General features: G+C 71.6%; 12 protein-coding genes. 4 read left to right on the top strand and 8 right to left on the bottom strand.

What is annotated here, in order from left to right; genetic code table 11:
• Positions 1–774, bottom strand: coding sequence for a metal ABC transporter ATP-binding protein (locus tag ACH4K4_RS08630; protein WP_398165768.1), 774 nt, complete (start codon positions 772–774; stop codon positions 1–3).
• Positions 775–841: 67 nt separating this feature from the next.
• Positions 842–1,807 (bottom strand): metal ABC transporter substrate-binding protein, encoded by a 966-nt coding sequence (locus tag ACH4K4_RS08625; RefSeq protein ID WP_398165767.1) that lies wholly within the window; start codon positions 1,805–1,807, stop codon positions 842–844.
• Positions 1,808–2,007: 200 nt separating this feature from the next.
• Between ACH4K4_RS08625 and ACH4K4_RS08620 the strand changes: the two genes are divergently transcribed.
• Complete coding sequence (locus ACH4K4_RS08620) at positions 2,008–3,390, top strand: glycine--tRNA ligase (RefSeq protein ID WP_398165766.1); 1,383 nt, start codon at positions 2,008–2,010, stop codon at positions 3,388–3,390.
• 101 nt (positions 3,391–3,491) lie between these two features.
• Here ACH4K4_RS08620 and ACH4K4_RS08615 read toward each other — a convergent pair whose 3' ends face one another.
• Positions 3,492–3,899, bottom strand: coding sequence for a hypothetical protein (locus ACH4K4_RS08615; RefSeq protein ID WP_398165765.1), 408 nt, complete (start codon positions 3,897–3,899; stop codon positions 3,492–3,494).
• Between the two features lie 175 nt (positions 3,900–4,074).
• Here ACH4K4_RS08615 and ACH4K4_RS08610 point away from each other — a divergent pair, with 175 nt between their 5' ends.
• Both ACH4K4_RS08610 and ACH4K4_RS08605 read left to right on the top strand, forming a co-directional pair.
• Positions 4,075–5,283, top strand: a complete 1,209-nt coding sequence (locus tag ACH4K4_RS08610) for a sensor histidine kinase (protein ID WP_398165764.1) — start codon at positions 4,075–4,077, stop codon at positions 5,281–5,283.
• A gap of 20 nt (positions 5,284–5,303) precedes the next feature.
• The gene (locus ACH4K4_RS08605; RefSeq protein ID WP_398166298.1) at positions 5,304–5,936 is read left to right on the top strand and encodes a response regulator; all 633 of its coding nucleotides are present in this window, start codon (positions 5,304–5,306) and stop codon (positions 5,934–5,936) included.
• A gap of 5 nt (positions 5,937–5,941) precedes the next feature.
• Here the strand turns inward: ACH4K4_RS08605 and ACH4K4_RS08600 are convergent, their stop codons facing one another.
• The 4 genes from ACH4K4_RS08600 to ACH4K4_RS08585 all read right to left on the bottom strand — a co-directional run bounded on the left by ACH4K4_RS08600 (position 5,942) and on the right by ACH4K4_RS08585 (position 9,923).
• Entirely contained in the window at positions 5,942–6,538 is a 597-nt protein-coding gene (locus ACH4K4_RS08600; RefSeq protein WP_398165763.1) for a Uma2 family endonuclease, read from the bottom strand.
• A 74-nt stretch (positions 6,539–6,612) separates the two neighbouring features.
• Positions 6,613–7,197: a TetR family transcriptional regulator gene (locus ACH4K4_RS08595; protein WP_398165762.1), complete on the bottom strand. Its 585-nt coding sequence runs from the start codon at positions 7,195–7,197 to the stop codon at positions 6,613–6,615.
• 112 nt (positions 7,198–7,309) lie between these two features.
• The gene (locus ACH4K4_RS08590; RefSeq protein ID WP_398165760.1) at positions 7,310–8,317 is read right to left on the bottom strand and encodes an aldo/keto reductase; all 1,008 of its coding nucleotides are present in this window, start codon (positions 8,315–8,317) and stop codon (positions 7,310–7,312) included.
• A 157-nt stretch (positions 8,318–8,474) separates the two neighbouring features.
• Positions 8,475–9,923: an MFS transporter gene (locus tag ACH4K4_RS08585; RefSeq protein ID WP_398165759.1), complete on the bottom strand. Its 1,449-nt coding sequence runs from the start codon at positions 9,921–9,923 to the stop codon at positions 8,475–8,477.
• A gap of 101 nt (positions 9,924–10,024) precedes the next feature.
• On the opposite strand from ACH4K4_RS08585, the gene ACH4K4_RS08580 reads away from it, so the two are divergent.
• A complete protein-coding gene (locus ACH4K4_RS08580; RefSeq protein ID WP_398165758.1) occupies positions 10,025–10,969 on the top strand; it encodes a helix-turn-helix transcriptional regulator in 945 nt (314 codons plus the stop codon).
• Here ACH4K4_RS08580 and ACH4K4_RS08575 read toward each other — a convergent pair.
• Complete coding sequence (locus tag ACH4K4_RS08575; RefSeq protein ID WP_398165757.1) at positions 10,942–12,417, bottom strand: MFS transporter; 1,476 nt, start codon at positions 12,415–12,417, stop codon at positions 10,942–10,944. The two genes, ACH4K4_RS08580 and ACH4K4_RS08575, sit on opposite strands and share 28 nt — an antisense overlap.
• Positions 12,418–12,428 lie beyond the last annotated feature (11 nt).

Here is a 12,428-nt window from a genome sequence, read left to right as displayed (position 1 = left end):
TCAGCTCAGCAGTCCTGTCCTGACCGGCTCGGCGGCCGGGTCCGCGTGCGGGTGGACGTGGTCGTGGCCGGGCAGGGCGTGCTGGCCGACTGCCTCCGGGGGAGGCCCGTCGTGCACCACGCAGCCGTCGCGCAGCACCACCGCGCGGTCGATCAGCGGCTCCAGCGGGCCCAGCTCGTGCAGCACCAGCAGCACGGTGGCGCCCGCGGCGACCTGCGCCCGCAGCGTCTCGGCCAGCACTTCCTGGCTGGCCAGGTCCACGCCGGCCATCGGCTCGTCCATGATCAGCAGTTCGGGCCGGGCGACCAGCGCGCGGGCGATCAGCACCCGCTGGTGCTGGCCGCCGGAGAGCGCGTCGACGGAGTCCCTGGCGCGGTCCGCCATGCCGACCAGGTCCAGCGCCCGGTGGACGGCGTCCCGGTCGGCCTTGCCCGGCCACCTCAGCTTCGTACGGGAGAGCCGGCCGGACGCGACGATCTCGCGGACGGTGGCGGGGACGCCGCCGGCCGCCGTCGTGCGCTGCGGCACGTACCCGATGCGCGACCAGTCCTTGAAGCGGCGCCGCGGGGTGCCGAACAGCTCCAGCTCGCCGCTGGTCAGCGGCACCTGCCCGACCACCGCGCGGACGGCGGTGGACTTGCCGGAGCCGTTCGCGCCGAGCAGGGCCACCACCTCGCCGCGCCGTACGGTCAGATCGACGCCGCGCAGTACGGGGCGTGCGCCGAGCGCCGCGACCGCCGCGCGCAGCGATATGACCGTGTCCTGGTCCGTCATGGCCGGGTCCTCCCGTCGTGCCGTACGTGTTCGTCCCGCCGCGCCGGCGGCCGCGTCGCCCGCCCGGTCACTTGGCGCCGAGCGCCTTCTGCAGCGCCGCGAGGTTGGACTCCATGACCTGGACGTAGTCCTTGCCCCTGGACTTCTTGGTGATGCCCTCGATGGGGTCGAGCACGTCGGTCTTCACGCCCAGGTCCCTGGCGAGGGTCTTGGCCATCTCGGGGTTGGTGAGCGTCTCGAAGAAGACCGTGTCGACGCCGTGCTCCTTGGCGAGCTTCTGCAGCTCCTTCATGCGGCTGCCGCTCACGTCGCTCGACTCGGGGTCGATGCCGTTGATGGCTTCCTCGGTCAGGCCGTAGCGCTCCGAGAGGTAGCCGAAGGCGGCGTGGGTGGTGATGAAGGTGTCCGACTTCTTGTTCTTGAGCCCGGCCGCGAACTTCTTGTTCAGGTCGTCGAGCTTCTTGACCACGTCGTCGGTGTTGCGGGCGTAGTCGGCCTTGTGGGCGGGGTCGGCCTCCGCGAAGGCCTTGCCGACACCCTTGGCGACCTGGGCGTACTTCACCGGGTCGAGCCAGATGTGCGGGTCGTCGCCGTCCGCCTCGTGGCCGTGGTCGTGGCCTTCGTGGTCGTGGCCCTCGTCGTGGCCGCCGACCTCGGCGCCGTGCTTCTCCAGCTGGGTGAGGGACGCCGCGTCGATGGTGTGCTCGACGCCGGCCTGCTCGACGGCCTGGTCGACGGCGGGCTGGATGCCCTTGAGGTAGAGGATCGCGTCCGACTTGCCGAGATCGGCGGTCTGCCGGGGGCTGAGCTCCAGGTCGTGCGGCTCGGTGCCCGGCGAGGTCAGGTCCGTGACCTGTACGTGGTCCTTGCCGATCTCCTTGGCGAGGTACTCCATCGGGTAGAACGACGCCGTCACGGCGAGCTTGCCGCTCTTGTTGCCGCCGCCGGAGTCGGAGCAGGCGGACAGGGCCAGCATTCCGAGGACGGAGGCTCCGGCCATGACGGCGGTAGGTATGTGACGTCGTACGTTCATGACACTCATTTTCAACAAAAGTGGAAACGATTGTCAACAAGGGGTCTCGCGGGCGGCTGCCGGGGAACCGATTTGATCCGGGGGGCAGGGCCGCCGGTAACCTGAGCTATTCGCCCGCCCGCCTCCCGACCACCACCCCCCGAGGAGGCGCCAGGGCGCCGCTCCTATTAATCGTTCGTCGTCGCAATGAAGAGAGCACCGTGGCCGCCGACAAGATCGACACAATCGTCAGCCTGAGCAAGCGCCGTGGCTTCGTATACCCGTGCAGTGAGATCTACGGCGGCCAGCGCGCCGCCTGGGACTACGGTCCGCTCGGCGTCGAGCTCAAGGAGAACATCAAGCGCCAGTGGTGGCGCTCCATGGTCACCTCGCGCGACGACGTGGTCGGTATCGACTCGTCGGTGATCCTGGCCCCCGAGGTCTGGGAGGCCTCCGGCCACGTCGCGACGTTCACCGACCCGCTCACCGAGTGCACCGCCTGCCACAAGCGGTTCCGCGCGGACCACCTGGAAGAGGCGTACGAGGCCAAGCACGGCCGCCTCCCCGAGAACGGCCTGACCGACGTCAACTGCCCGAACTGCGGCAACAAGGGCCAGTTCACCGAGCCCAAGCAGTTCTCCGGCCTGCTCTCCACCCACCTCGGCCCGACCCAGGACAGCGGCTCCGTCGCCTACCTGCGCCCCGAGACCGCCCAGGGCATCTTCACCAACTTCGCCCAGGTCCAGCAGACCTCCCGCAAGAAGCCGCCCTTCGGCATCGCGCAGATGGGCAAGTCCTTCCGCAACGAGATCACGCCCGGCAACTTCATCTTCCGCACCCGCGAGTTCGAGCAGATGGAGATGGAGTTCTTCGTCAAGCCGGGCGAGGACGAGCAGTGGCAGGAGTACTGGATGGAGCAGCGGTACAACTGGTACCGCGACCTCGGCCTCCGCGAGGAGAACATCCGCTGGTACGAGCACCCCGCCGAGAAGCTCTCGCACTACTCCAAGCGCACCGCCGACATCGAGTACCGCTTCCAGTTCGGCGGCTCGGAGTGGGGCGAGCTGGAGGGCGTCGCCAACCGCACGGACTACGACCTGTCCTCGCACTCCAAGGCGTCCGGCCAGGACCTGTCGTACTTCGACCAGGAGGCCGGCGAGCGCTACACCCCGTACGTCATCGAGCCGGCGGCCGGTGTCGGCCGCGCGATGCTCGCCTTCATGCTCGACGCGTACAACGAGGACGAGGCGCCGAACGCCAAGGGCAAGATGGAGAAGCGCACGGTGCTGCGCCTCGACCCGCGCCTGTCGCCGGTCAAGGTCGCCGTGCTGCCGCTGTCCCGTAACCCGCAGCTCTCGCCGAAGGCCAAGGGCCTGGCCACGGACCTGCGCAAGAACTGGAACATCGACTTCGACGACGCGGGCGCCATCGGCCGCCGCTACCGCCGCCAGGACGAGATCGGCACGCCGTTCTGCGTCACCGTCGACTTCGACACCCTGGACGACAACGCGGTCACCGTGCGCGAGCGCGACACGATGAAGCAGGAGCGGGTGTCGCTGGACCAGATCCAGTCGTACCTGGGCGGGCGCCTGCTGGGCTGCTGACCCTGCGCGGGGCGCCGCCGAACTGACGGCCTCAAACGCCGGCCGGGCTGGAATCGTCCAGCCCGGCCGGCGTTCGTTTTCCGCGAGATCGTCACGACGGGTCACCGGGGCGATCGCGCGGCGAGTGCCGCGCAGGTGATCGCCAGCGGCAGCTCCGCGCCGACCGCCATAACCAGGGCGACCACCAGCTCGCTGCCCGGCCCGGCCGTCGCCACGTCGGCGCACGCGTCGGCGGCGAGCAGCGCCGCGGCCACCGCAGCGGCGGCGCGGTGGCCGGGCCGCCCGCTCACGAGCCGGGTACCGGCAGCCAGCAGGCACGCCGCCTCGACCGCGTCCAGCGCCACCCAGGCCGCCGCCCCGGCGGGCGGCAGGGCCACCGCGAGGTAGCCCATCCACGGCAGCAGGGCCAGCCCGGCCCCCGTCAGCACCCGCCCCGCCCACGTACGGCGGCTCGCCGCGAGGGTGAACGGGCGGGTCGCACAAGGCGGGACGAAGGCGATGAGCGCCATGGGTGTGCCTCTTCCGGGCCGGGGCGGCCCGGCTTTCGGGCTCGTGTCCCACTCTTCCGGCGAGGGCGGTCGCCGTCAGTAACGCCCGTTTCCGACCTGGGGTGGCACTAGTTGCACCCCGGGAGCGGAAAGTGGCTTCATGGCCGCCCGCCGGGCCCCCGCATACCGTTGGATCATGAACATCCCGCCCCGGCTGCGCCGTGCGCTTGTACGGCTGCGCCGTGACCTTCTCTTCGCGGCCGCGGGGGTGCCGTTGCATGGCATACCGCCCCTGTTGTGCTCATGGGCGTGCCTGCACATCGCCGACATCCTCGGTCCGGGGACCACCTGGGGGACCCTGGGGCTGCTGATTCCGGTGACGCTGCTCGTCCTCTCCGCCTATGGCCTGACCGAGGCCCAGCGGTGGCGCTTCCGGGCGCTGTGCGGCGTGGACCTGCCAAGGTTGCGTTTCCGTGAGGGCAAGCGGCAGTGGGCCTACAACTGCCTGATCGGGCCGCTCTTCGGAATTCTCGAAGTCGCCTTGCTGGCAGTAATCGGCGCGGCCCTGGCGGCGGCGACCAGCCTGGTGTGGACAGCGACACTCGGGTGGCAGTGGCGGGTCGAGCACCGTGGGTACGCCACTCCGCTCGGCTACGCCACGGTCGCGGGCCTGCTCGTGCTGGCCGCCGTACCCGCCCTGGCCGGCGGCCTCGTACGGCTGGAGAATGTCGTCGCCCGCGCGGTGCTGTACGTCAGCCGCTCCGAAGAACTGGAACGGCGGGTCGAGGACCTGACCGCCAGCCGGGCCGGCGCGGTCGACGCGGCCGACGCCGAACGCCGCCGCATCGAACGCGACCTGCACGACGGCGCGCAGCAGCGGCTGGTCGCGCTCGCGCTGAACCTGGGGCTCGCCAAGGTCACGCTGGACCTGCCGCCCGAGGCCCGGCAGGTCGTCGACGAGGCCCACCGCCAGGCCATGGAGGCCATCGAGGAGCTGAACAGCCTGGTGCGCGGCCTGCATCCGGCCGTGCTGGACGAACTCGGCCTGGACGCCGCGCTGTCGGGCCTCGCGGCCCGGGCGCCGCTGCCCGTACGGCTGTGGACGGACCTGCCCGGCCGGGCCGCCCCCGCCGTCGAGGCGGTCGCCTACTTCGTCGTCTCCGAGGCCCTCAACAACGTGGCCAAGCACGCGGAGGCGACCCGGGCCGAGGTGACCGTGACCCGCCTCGGGGAGATACTGCGGGTGGTCGTCGCCGACGACGGGGTGGGCGGTGCCGATCCGGCACGGGGGAGCGGTCTGAAGGGGCTGGCCCAGCGCGTGCGCTCCGTGGACGGGGCGTTCCGGATGAGCAGCCCCGTCGGGGGCCCGACCACCATGACCGTGGAGTTGCCGTGCACGACCTGACGCCCGCCGTACGCCGCGCCGTGATCGCCGAGGACTCCGTCCTGCTGCGGGTCGGGCTGGTGAAGGTGCTGGAGACGGCCGGTTTCGAGGTGGCAGCCGAGGCCGGTGACGCGCAGGCGCTGCTGGCGGCGGTGGAGGGGCACCGTCCTGACCTCGCGGTGGTGGACGTACGGATGCCGCCCGGCTTCACGGACGAGGGGGTGCGCGCGGCGCTGGAGATCCGGGAGCGGTGGCCGGACACGGCCGTACTGATGCTGTCGCAGTACGTGGAGGAACGGTACGCCGCGCATTTGCTGGCCTCGAACACCAGCGGCATCGGCTATCTGCTCAAGCAGCGGGTCGCGGACGTGGAGGAGTTCATCGAGGCGCTGCGCAGGGTCGCCGATGGCGGTACGGCACTGGACCCTCAGGTGGTGGCGCAGTTGCTCGTACGACGGCAGAGCGACCCACTGGAGCGGCTGACCGAACGCGAGCGGGAGGTGCTGGCCCTGATGGCGGAGGGCCGCTCCAACGCGGGCATCGCGGGAGCGCTCGTGGTGAGCGAGTCAGCGGTGGCGAAACACATCAACAACATCCTGGCCAAGCTGGATCTGCCGAGGGCGGACGCGGATCATCGGCGGGTGCTGGCGGTGTTGCGGTTCTTGGGGGTGTGAGGGGGTCAGGGTCGGATGAAGTCGGTGGTGTCCAAGTCGCAGTCAAAAGGTTTGGGGATGCGGAGCTTGTTGCCGAACAACGTGGTCTCGGACCCGTTGTAGCCGTTCTCGGAGGGCCCCCAAAAGACCGTTGTCTGCTGCTTCTGCATGTCCACGAGCAGACACACCGGCACACCGGCGCGTCCGTACACAGCGAGTTTGTCCCCCCAGTCAACGTCACGCGTCGACGTGGAGGTCAGCTCACCGACCAGGGAAAGCGCTTCGCCGTCGAGGAAGACGGAGTCAGTGTCGAACGCGCTCGCAGCGGCGGCGTAGACATCCGGTCCGTAAGCCCGTTCCTGCCCAGGGAAGGCGAACAAGAAGGGGGCGGACTCAAGGTGGTGAGTGTGCGGAGCGTATGGATCCAGCTGTGATCGGATCGATCGCATGACGTTGCCGTAGTAACCCCTCGACCATGGTGACACGACGATGTTCCCCCCGATGATCTCCGCCCGGTAACCATCGGGCACGTACATGCTCAGGAGCGTCTGGCACAGCTCCTGGAAGCGGGCCGAGCCGCGGGGAACGTCTATGCTCTTCGATCGTTCGGACATCACTGTCATGATGCGCCCTTCTCGCGAAGTGAGCCAGTCAACACACAGCGTAGCGGCCACCACTGACAGTCGCCCCCGTTACGTCAAACCCCCAGCCCCCGCAACACCAACTCCACCACCGCCTCCGTCGCCTCCTCGATCCCGGGCTTCGCCCACTCCGCGGCGTAACACGGGTCGTGGAAGCGGCCGGTCGCGTCGAAGACCGCGCGGGCCAGGGTCGCCGAGTCGCCCGGCGCGAACGCGCCCTGTTCGATGCCGTCGAGGATGATCGCGGCCAACTGGCCGGTCAGGTCGGCGACGTGCTGTTCCACGACGCCGCCGCTCTCGCCGACCAGCGTCATGTAGGTCGCGAACAGTTCGGGGTCGTCGCCCGCCTTGTGCCGCTTCGCGGTGAACAGCGTGTGCACCCAGCGGCGCAGCCGTTCCGGCGCCGGGCCGTCCTCGGTGACGATGGCCCGCAGTTGGCCGCTCGTCCGGTCCAGCCAGCGCTGCGTGACCGCTTCGCGCAGCGCCGTCTTCGTACGGAAGTGCCGGTAGACGCTGCCATGGCTGACGCCCAGCGCGCGCGCCACGTCGACGACCGTGGCCTTGGCCGGGCCGTAGCGGCGCAGTACGTCCTCGGTGGCTTCGAGGATGCGTTCGGGGGTCAGGGTCTCGGCGGGAGGCATGGCGGGCGTACGGGCCTTTCGGTCGGGGACGCCGTGCGGGGCGTCCTGGTACGGACGCGGGGGCGTCCTCCCACGGACCGTACCCGCACGGCCCCCGAGTGTGCCCCTAAGGTCAGCGCTCGCTGTCCAGGAGGGCCATCTGGTCCGTCGGGTAGCGGTCGCCGGCCGCGGCGCCCGCCGGGACGGCGTGCTCGATGGCCGCGAGGTCCGCGGCGTCCAGGGTGACGTCCAGCGCGCCCAGTGCCTCCGCCAGCCGGTCCCGGCGGCGGGCGCCGACCAGCGGCACGATGTCCTCGCCCTGGGCGAGCACCCAGGCGATGGCGGTCTGCGCGACCGTGACGCCCTTCTCCTCGGCGATCTTGCGCAGCGCGTCGGTCAGGTCCAGGTTGCGCTGGAGGTTCTCGCCCTGGAAGCGCGGGCTCGCCGCGCGGAAGTCATCCGCCGCCAGCTTGCGGTCTCGCGTGAAGTGGCCGCTGAGCAGGCCGCGGGAGAGCACGCCGTACGCGGTGATGCCGATGCCCAGCTCGCGCGCGGTGGGCAGGATCGTCTCCTCGATGCCGCGGGAGATCAGCGCGTACTCGATCTGGAGGTCGGAGATCGGGGCGACGGCGGCGGCCCGGCGCAGGGTGTCCGCGCCGGCTTCGGACAGCCCGATGTGCCGTACGTGACCGGCCTCGACCAGTTCGGCGATGGCGCCGACCGTCTCCTCGATCGGCACGTCGGGGTCGACGCGGGCGATCCGGTAGATGTCGATGTGGTCGGTGCCCAGGCGCTGGAGCGAGTACGCGGCGAAGCTCTTCACCGCGGCGGGCCGGCCGTCGAACCCGATGAAGTCGCCTTCGACGGTGCGTTGGGCGCCGAACTTCACGCTGGTCAGCGCCTGCTCGCGGCGGGCGGCGGGCGCGGTGCGCAGCGCCTCGTTGATCAGCAGCTCGTTGTGGCCCATGCCGTAGAAGTCGCCGGTGTCCAGCAGGGTGACGCCGGCTTCGAGGGCCGCGTGGATGGTGGCGACGGATTCGGCCCGGTCGCCCGGGTCGCCGTACAGGGCGGACATGCCCATGCAGCCGAGGCCGAGGGCCGAGGTCTGCGGGCCTGTGGTGCCGAGGGTGCGGGTCTGCACGGGGTGCTCCTCAGAAGGGGAGGGGTGGGTGGAGGGCCGCCACGCGCCGCGGTGGGCGCGGCATGCGCGGCGGCACGCCTCAACCATGACACGTGCGATGACAGGTTTCAATATCTGTCATTTGGTGTCCGAGGGGACCCCGTGCCGGTCCCCCCGCCTACCGCACCACCCGTGGCAACCGGAACGTCAGGCCCGCGTTCAGGAGCACCGTCGCCAGCTGCGCCAGGAGCGCGACGACGAGGGCGTTCCGTACGCCGATGGACGGCAGCAGGGCGAGGAAGAGCGTGCCGAGGGTCGCGACGCCCAGGGCCAGGCCGGCCTGCTGGGTGGTGACCATGGCGCCGCCGCCCACTCCGGCCTGCGCCGCCGGCAGCTCGCTGAGCACGATCCGCATCAGGACCGGCAGGACCAGGCCCTGGCCCACGCCGAGGACCGTCATGGCGCCCGCCATGGCCGGTGCGGACACGTCCGGCCACTGCGTACGGAAGACCAGTGCCAGCGTGAGCAGCCCGGTCCCCTGGATCAGCGAGCCGGCCAGCACCACCCGCCGCCCGAAGCGGGCCACCAGCCGCGGCCCGGCCAGCGAGGCGAAGAAGAAGGCCACGCACAGCGGCGCGAGGGAGAGTCCGGCCGCCAGCGGCCCGTAGCGCAGTCCGTCCTGGAGGGCGACGGCCACCACGAACATGAAGCCGCCGAAGCCCAGCGAGAACGGCAGGAGCACGGTCAGGCCGCTGCGCACGGAGCGCAGGCGCAGGAGGGACGGCGGTACGAGCGGGGTGCGTCCGGTGCGTTCGGCGCGCCGTTCCACGGCGATGAACGCGGCGGCGGCGAACGGGAAGACCAGCGGCAGCAGCCACGACCACACCGGCCAGCCCGCCGCACGGCCCTCGGTCAGCGGCAGCAGCAGACTGACCAGCGCGACGGCCAGCAGCACGGTGCCGGGGACGTCGACCCGGGAAGGGTGCGGCGAGCGGGTCTCCGGCACGCTGCGCAGCGCGAGCAGCAGCGCGACCGCGGCGATCGGCACGTTCACCAGGAACACCGCGCGCCAGCCGGTCCCGGCCAGGTCGGCCGCGACCATCAGCCCGCCGAGCACCTGCCCGACGGCGCTGGCGACCCCGGCCGTACCGCCGTACAGGCTGACCGCCTTGGCCCGCCGCGCGCCGCTGGTCGCGGCCTGGATGGTGGCCAGCACCTGCGGCAGCAGCAGCGCGGCCGCCGCGCCCTGGGCCACCCGTGCCGCGACCAGCGTCCAGGCGTCGGGCGCCAGTCCGCAGGCGAGCGAGGTGAGCCCGAAGGCGGCCAGCCCCCACAGATACAGGCGCCGCCGGCCGAACATGTCGCCGAGCCGGCCGCCGACGACGAGGAGGACCGCGTACGCGACGCCGTAGCCCGCGACGACCATCTCCAGCAGGGCCGGGCCCGCGCGCAGGTCACGGTCGATGGTCGGCAGCGCGACGTTGACGATGAAGAAGTCGATCATCGGCAGGGCGGCGCCGAGCAGCACGGTGGCCAGGCCGAGCGTGCTCAGCAGGGGAGAGGCCGGGCGGTGCGGGGCGGACACGGGGGTCCGCACGGGGACGGTTCGTACGTGGGTATCGCTCACGAGTACGACGATCGTCGGCCGCGCAGGGGGGTACCAGAGTGTCCTTATCCTGGTACCAGCGCTACCTGGCAACGGGCTGGGCGCTCCGGCACTCTGGGATCATGACCGCCACCCTGCCGGAGACCAGCACCACTCTCCCGGAGACCAGCGCCACCCGGCCGGAGACCAGCGCCACCCCGCCCGGGACAGCGGAGCGCCCGACGGCCACGGACGGCGCCGTCAGGCGTGGCGAGCTGGCCGCCTTCCTGCGCAGCCGCCGCGAGCGGATCACCCCGGAGCAGGTCGGCCTGCCGCGCGGCGCCCGCCGCCGTACGCCGGGCCTGCGCCGCGAGGAGGTCGCCCACCTCTCGGCGGTCGGCGTCACCTGGTACACGTGGCTGGAGCAGGCCAGGGACATCCGGGTCTCGCCGCAAGTGCTGGACGCGGTGGCCAGGGGGCTCCAGATGGACCGGGCCGAGCGTGCCCACCTCTTCGCGCTGGCGGGGGCGATCGACCCGGTGCGCGGCAAGGAGTGCACCGGCGTACCGCTGCCGATGCGGCTGCTGCTCGACCAACTGGCGCCGTTCCCCGCCGTCATCCAGAACAGCCGGTTCGACATCCTCGCGTACAACAGCACGTACGGGCGGCTGCTGTGCGACCTGGACGCGCTCCCGGAGGAGGACCGCAACTGCCTGTGGCTGGCGTTCACCGACGAGCAGTGGCGGGCGAGCCTGGTGGACCTGGACGAGACGCTGCGCGTGATGGCGGCCAAGTTCCGCGCTTCCATGGCGGACCATGTCGCCGAGCCCGCCTGGAAGGCGATGGTGGCACGGCTGGAGGCGGCGTCGCCGCAGTTCCGCGAGATCTGGGCGCGCCAGGAGGTCGTACGGCCGGTGAGCCACTCCAAGCTGTTCCGCCACAAGGACGTCGGCCTGCTGCGCCTGTCCTCCACCGGCCTGTGGACCGGCCCCAAGCACGGCCCCAGGATGCTCACCTACACGCCCGAAGACGACGAGTCGCGGGAGCGGCTGGAGCGCCTTCAGGAGCTGGTGCGCGCCGAGGGCTGACTGCCGGGCGGTGCCTGCCCGGCCGGCGCGGACTGTTCGAGCAGCTCGGCGGCCCGGTGCGCGGTGCCCCGCGCCCAGCGGCCGGTGGTCAGGGCGCCCAGCAGCAGGACGGCCGCGCCGCAGCCGGCGATGATCCACCAGGCGGGGCGGCTCGCCTCGACGAACGTGCTGCCGGTGGCGGCGGCGCGGGTCCCGCCGGCCAGTACGGCCCCGATCACCGCGACGCCCAGCGACTGGCCCACCTGCCGGCTGGTGGAGGCGATCGCCGCGGCCACGCCCGCCTGCGTCCGGGGCATCCCGGAGACCGCGGTGTTGGTGATGGGCGCGTTGACCAGGCCGAAGCCGATACCGAAGAGCACGTACCCGGTGAACAGCAGGGCGGTGTCCGCCTCCGCCTCGAAGGCCGCGAAGAGCACGCCGCTGGTTCCCATCGCCAGCCCCGCCAGCAGCAGCGGCAGGCGGGGGCCCGTGGCGCCGACGAGCCGCCCGGACAGCGGCGCGAAGACCAGCGTCATCCCGGCCATCGGCAGCATGTACAGGCCGGCGTCGAGGGCGGACAGGCCGCGGACGTCCTGGAGGTAGAGCGTGTTGACGAAGAGGAAGCCGCCGAGCGCGGCGAACGCGCAGACCGCCACGACGGTGGCGCCGCTGAACGGCGCGCTGCGGAAGAACCTCAGGTCGATCAGTGGTTCGGCGCGGCGCCGTTCGTACAGCAGCAGTCCGGCGAGCGCGGCGACGGCCGTCGCGGCGAAGCCGAGGATCAGCGGCGAGGTCCAGCCGGCCGCCGGCGCCTCGATGATCGCGTACGTCAGCGCCCCGAGCAGCACGATCACCAGGAGCTGGCCGACCGGGTCCACGCGACGCGGCCTGGGCGCGCGCGACTCCGGCACGTACCGCACGGTCAGGAACAGCGCGAGCGCCCCGATGGGGACGTTGATCCAGAAGATCGCCCGCCAGTCGACCGACTCCACCAGCAGCCCGCCGACGATCGGCCCGGCCGCCATGCTGATGCCGACGACGCCGCCCCACACCCCGATCGCGCGGGCCCGTTCGCGCGGTTCCGTGAAGGTGTTGGTGATGATCGACATGGCGACGGGGTTGAGCATCGAGCCGCCGACGGCCTGCACCATGCGGAACGCCACCAGGCACTCCAGATTCGGCGCCAGGCTGCACAGCAGCGAGCCGAGCGCGAAGACCACCAGGCCCGCCTGGAAGACGCGGCGCCGGCCGAGCCGGTCGGCGGTGGAGCCGGCCAGCATCAGCAGCGCGGCGAGGACCAGGGTGTAGGCGTCGATCGTCCACTGCATGCCGGAGACCGTGGTGTCCAGGTCCTTCCGCATGGAGGGCAGCGCGACGTTCAGGACGGTGTTGTCGAGGCTGACGATCAGCAGGCTCATGCAGCAGATCGCCAGGACGAGCAGACGCCGCCGGTGGCTCGGCTCAGGCATAGATGAACGCT

It is taken from the genome of Streptomyces sp. NPDC017529 (assembly GCF_044329785.1).
In the GTDB taxonomy this organism is placed as follows: domain Bacteria; phylum Actinomycetota; class Actinomycetes; order Streptomycetales; family Streptomycetaceae; genus Streptomyces.
The sequence above is the reverse complement of the archived record's forward strand: the minus strand, read 5'-3'. Positions and strand labels throughout refer to the sequence as shown.